The sequence below is a fragment of the Nocardioides sp. CPCC 206348 genome (assembly GCF_048654705.1).
GTDB lineage: Bacteria > Actinomycetota > Actinomycetes > Propionibacteriales > Nocardioidaceae > Nocardioides.
In genome coordinates this window covers 1-2,810 of record NZ_JBMCZA010000230.1, presented here as the reverse complement: position 1 = coordinate 2,810, position 2,810 = coordinate 1, and the positions used below count along the sequence as shown (strand labels likewise).

Sequence of the window (2,810 nt, the reverse complement as noted above, 5' to 3'; positions counted from 1 at the left end):
CGCTACGAGATCCGCTTCCGGTACGTCGACATCCACCCTGACCCCGACGGGTTCCTCCCCGAGCCCTTCACGCTCCACCAACTCCGCAAGGTCCACGAGGCCGTGGTGGGCGACGAACTCCACAAGGACAACTTCAACCGGCGGATGAAGCCGATGCTCGAGCCAGTGCTTCGCAAGGGCGAGCCGGTTCTCGCGACCAACCTGCGGGGCCGGCCGGCCGCGCTCTACCGGCGGACTGGCTGAAGTGCGACCGATGTGATCTTGATCGGCTCACCTTCCAGAGCGGCAAGTGCCGGGTTATCGGCGCTGACAAGCACGTCGAAGCTCCACTGGTCGACGGTGCGCGTCGACCGATCGCTGTTGACCTCAATCGCCCCATACGTGCCGTCCTGCTTTCGAAAGACGCCATCGTAGAACCGTGGGCTTGCGGACCCATCAACTCGCGCCAGCACCCCAGCCCGGACAACGTCGACATCATTCTGCTCTTCGAAGTCGCGTATCCCCTGCTCCTCCTGGGTCTGGTCGACGAGATCGCAAAGGGTCGACACGCAGAACCAGCGTTGCTCCGCAAGAGTGTCCGACGAGTCCGGGAGGCCACGCTCGACTGTTTCCCGATCAGGCCCACTGAGAAGCGTGAGGTCCTTGTGGACGGATGAAACCTCGTACCTCGTCGAGCCGTATTTGTAGATCACACGCTCCACGGGTACCGCCAATGCCGCAAGGAAAGCGTGGCCGTCAACAAAGTCAAAGGTTCCGTCACCGGTGGGCGTACCCGCGGAAAGAAGCTTCCCACCGTCACTGCTGTCGCTGACGGCACGACCTTCTCGGTCAACCCTCTTGCGGCCAGCCTTGACTCCGGCCTTGGCGCCAGCCTTCGCACCGGCCTTGGCACCGGCCTTGGCGCCACCTTTGGTACCAACCTTGGCGATTTTGGCGGCCGTTACGGCATGCCCGACGAAGGGCGCCATGGCCGACAAGGAAAGACCAGCATTGCTCCAGTCGCCCTCAATGCCGAACCAGACCGCGTTGATCCCGTCGGCTGTGTCGCCGACGAGCGGAAGCAGACCAACGATGTCGAGCGCAGAGTGACCCCAGCTTGCGATCGCGTGGCCGACCTCCTCGTACCAATGGTCAGGGTCCTGCCTTGCCTCGTCAGACTCCGCAGCCTCTCGTGCGGCTTGAAGGATACGAAGGTCACCCGCCGGCCCGATTGCGCCCTCGGCGTAGGAACCTCCCGTGGCTTGAATCGCAGACATCAGGGCCGTGTAGCCAGCTGTGACTCCCGAGGTATCACCACCGCCGAGCGAGGTCGCGTAGACGTGTTCAAAGAAGACGTAGGCCGAGAATGTGCCAACGGAGCGGTCACCATCTTGACCCAAGCTCAATGTCTTGGTGCCGTCCTGGAATCCGGCAAAAGCCCACCCGGCGGCTTCGGGATTGGCGGTCAACGCGGCCAACAAGGCGACCATGCCATCCGTGAGATAGGTACCGTCGGGGCTCGGAGCGTACTTCCCGCCCTTCTCCGTTCGCCCGGGCCACGGACCGGCATCCGGCGCCGGGATGGCGCCCGGAAAGCTTGGGAGCTGATTGTCCGGCTCATGCTCCCAATCCCAATAGGCCTTCGTCATCACCATCAGGAACTCCGTCGACCACCAGCCACGGGAGAGCACCAGGAGCAGGTTCTGCTTGTTGGCCACATCCTGAGCCACACGCTCGGCATTGCCAGAGGTGTCGGGGTACAGGCGTTCAGGCGTTGTCGTGGCCAAAGCAAAGTTGTCGGTCCATGACTCAGGGAGGGCCAGGTCACCCGTTCCATGAGTGGCCAGCGACAGAACGGCTGCAAGGTCCGCCAGCGCGCGCTCGTAAGTGGTTGCGTCCGAGTTCGCAGCGTCGTCATCGGCCACCAGGTCCGAGTCGTCCGCTGACGCGAGAATGTCGCCGAGGTCCCGAGGCGTGGCTCGCTTCGCGAAGTAGTAGGCAAACTCTGGATCAGCTCGGCGATCGCGCAGGTGCCGATCCAACTCGCCCAAGTCCCCGTTACGCAAAGCAGTGATGGCAGCGTTCGCGTCATCCCGGGCTTGCCTGGTTTCCAGGTACGGCAGACCCCAGACCTTGAGTCCCAAGCCAGCGACGAGCGCCAGCACGAGAAGTACCCCGAGCGAGCCGAGCAGTCGCCTATGGCGGCGCACGAATCGATACGACTCAGACTCGTCCGACCCCAACGTGTCTCCGGCCTGCGCTGACATGGTTCCCCCACAGATGTTCAACCGAGATGACCGCTGCTGGCGTAGGCCGACCGCGAGCCGACAGGCTACCGGCGATCTCCGACCGAAACGCGCGATTCTGTCCGCACACTCGAACAGGCTCCCGTCACGCATCGATGGTCGAAACGAGCACCCCAACACCGTGGACGAGTGCGTCCAAGCGGTGCGCAACGACATCCCGCCGAATCTCCAGCATCACTGCCCGGACCGCGTCGTTCGTGCCGTACTGCTCCAGAGGCACGTAGCAACCCCAGAACGGCGAGTTGAGGCCGACGTCGCCGGTGGGCGCAGTCGCCCGCATGGCGTCGAGCACTTGGTCGCGAAGATCGTCCGGCGTGTGGATGGCATCGGTGCCAACACAGATCTCCGGGCGCGGTCCGTCGGCGTGCAGTTCGTAGCGGTTCGGCACTAGCGGATAGGAATGGACGTCGATGATTGTCACCCGCCCATGTGCGGCCAACCGGTCGCGGACGAGTTGCGAAATCCCGTCGGCGTACGGGATGTAGAACTCATCGATCAGAGCCTGCCGTTGCTCTGGAGTGGGCG

3 protein-coding genes are annotated in these 2,810 nt (G+C 63.7%); 1 reads left to right on the top strand and 2 read right to left on the bottom strand.

Going from position 1 to position 2,810, the window contains the following annotated elements; genetic code table 11:
- Positions 1 to 243 (top strand): NrtR DNA-binding winged helix domain-containing protein (locus ACOADB_RS26440; RefSeq protein ID WP_420281330.1); only part of this gene is annotated, 243 nt, incomplete at its 5' end.
- Here ACOADB_RS26440 and ACOADB_RS26435 read toward each other — a convergent pair.
- Both ACOADB_RS26435 and ACOADB_RS26430 read right to left on the bottom strand, forming a co-directional pair.
- Positions 225 to 2,246: a hypothetical protein gene (locus tag ACOADB_RS26435; RefSeq protein ID WP_378606038.1), complete on the bottom strand. Its 2,022-nt coding sequence runs from the start codon at positions 2,244 to 2,246 to the stop codon at positions 225 to 227. The two genes, ACOADB_RS26440 and ACOADB_RS26435, sit on opposite strands and share 19 nt — an antisense overlap.
- Positions 2,247 to 2,370: 124 nt before the next feature.
- The coding region (locus ACOADB_RS26430; RefSeq protein WP_378606035.1) for an N-formylglutamate amidohydrolase at positions 2,371 to 2,810 on the bottom strand (440 nt) is incomplete at its 5' end.

Bases quoted from the DNA above. Each gene is read 5' to 3' on its own strand.
- ACOADB_RS26435 (WP_378606038.1), bottom strand. From the start codon at position 2,246: ATGTCAGCGCAGGCCGGAGACACGTTGGGGTCGGACGAGTCTGAGTCG.